This is a genomic window from Mesorhizobium sp. M2C.T.Ca.TU.002.02.1.1, from assembly GCF_003997225.1.
Genome location: NZ_RZTO01000955.1, coordinates 1 through 2,136, shown reverse-complemented (window position 1 = coordinate 2,136; position 2,136 = coordinate 1). Strand labels below are relative to the sequence as shown.

The following is a 2,136-nucleotide window of genomic DNA, read 5'->3' as shown; positions in this document are numbered from 1 at the left end:
CACCGATACCGGCCATGTCTTCAAGCTCGAAGACTATCGCGCCAGCGACTATCTCATCCCCGCGACCAGCCTGGACTTCCGCCTGTCGCCGGACGCGACCCATGTGACCGCGCTGCTTACCATCGAACGACGCGAGGGCGTCGCCGCGTCGGCGCCGCTGGTGCTCGACGGCGACGGACTGACGCTGCTTGGCGTGGCGATAGACGGGCAGGCGCTGTCGGCCAGCGATTACGAGGCGACGCCGGACCGGCTGACGATCCTGAAGCCACCGGCGACACGGCGCTTCGAGCTTCGCCTGGAGACCGAGATCGCGCCTTCGCGCAACGAGGCGCTGATGGGCCTCTATCGCTCCAACAACGTCTATTGCACGCAATGCGAGGCCGAGGGCTTCCGACGCATCACCTACTTCCTGGACCGGCCCGATATCCTGTCGGTCTACACGGTGCGTATCGAAGCCCCGCACAACGAGGCGCCGCTGCTGCTCTCCAACGGCAATCCCGTCGAGCGCGGCGCGCTCGCCAACGGCCGGCACTACGCGATCTGGCACGACCCCTTCCCCAAACCCTCCTACCTTTTCGCGCTGGTGGCAGGCGCGCTCGGCAAGGTGGCGGGCAGCTTCACCACCATGTCCGGCCGCGAGGTCGAGCTCGGCATCTATGTGGAGCCCGGCAAGGAGCGGCTTGCCGGCTATGCGATGGACGCGCTGAAGCGCTCGATGAAATGGGACGAGGATGCCTTCGGCCGCGAATACGACCTCGACGTCTTCAACATCGTCGCCGTGTCCGACTTCAACATGGGCGCGATGGAGAACAAGGGCCTCAACGTCTTCAACGACAAATATGTGCTGGCCGACGAGGAGACCGCGACGGATGCCGACTTCGCCAATATCGAGGCGATCATCGCGCATGAGTATTTCCACAATTGGACCGGCAACAGAATCACTTGCCGCGACTGGTTCCAGCTCTGCCTGAAGGAAGGGCTGACCGTTTACCGCGACCACGAGTTCTCCGCCGACCAGCGCTCGCGGGCGGTGAAGCGCATCGCCGAGGTGCGCACGCTGCGCTCGCATCAGTTCCCGGAAGACCAGGGGCCGCTGGCCCATCCGGTCAGGCCGCGGCGCTACCGCGAGATCAACAACTTCTACACGGCGACGGTCTACGAGAAGGGCTCGGAAGTGGTGCGCATGATCCGAACCATCCTTGGGCCTCAGACCTTCCGCGCCGGCATGGACCTCTATTTCGAGCGGCATGACGGCGAGGCGGCGACGATCGAGGACTTTTTGAAAGTGTTCGAGGACGTCTCGGGGCGAGACCTCGCGCAATTCGCACTCTGGTATCATCAGGCGGGCACGCCGAACCTGACGGTTAGCTCCGCGCACAATGCCGCCGCCAAGGAGTTCACGCTGGAGATCGAGCAGTCGGTGCCGCCGACGCCGTCTGAAAGCCGCAAGCGGCTGATGCATATTCCCCTTGCGTTCGGACTTGTCGGCGCCGACGGCAAGCCTGTCGCTTGGGACTCGGTCGAGGGCGCAACGGTGGATGACGGCGTCATCCATATCCGCAAGCGCCGGCACACGGTGCGCTTCTCTGGCATCTCGGAGCGGCCCTCGGTGTCGCTCAACCGCAGCTTCTCGGCGCCGATCACGCTTTCGGTGCAGCAGAAGCCCGACGACCAGTTCTTCCTGGCGGCGCATGACAACGACGCCTTCTCGCGCTGGCAGGCGTTCAACACGCTTTTGACCGACGCGCTGATCGCGGGCTTCCGCCAGATCCTCGGCGGCAAGCAGCCGGTCTTTGCGGCACGGCTCGCCGAGCTTGCGGGCAGGATCGCCGGCGACGAGACGCTTGAGCCGGCATATCGGGCCTTGGCGCTGGCGCTACCCGGCGAAGCCGACATCGCCCGCGACATCGGCAAGGGCATCGACCCAGACGCCATCTTCGCCGCGCGCGAGGCGCTGGCGCGGACGATCGCCGAGGCAAACCGCGAGGCCTTCGCGGCGCTCTATGAAAGCCTTGTCGACAACGGCCCGTTCAGCCCCGATGCGGCGAGCGCCGGACGCAGAGCCTTGCGCAACATCCTGCTCGACTATCTTTCGCTGCTGCCGGAAGGCGCCACCCTTGCCGCGCGGCACTTCAA

Annotated in this window: 1 protein-coding gene; it reads left to right on the top strand. The window is 65.4% G+C overall.

The features are described 5' to 3' along the window. A partial coding sequence (gene pepN, locus EOD07_RS31940) for an aminopeptidase N (RefSeq protein WP_127238103.1) occupies positions 1 to 2,136 on the top strand: 2,136 nt, incomplete at both ends.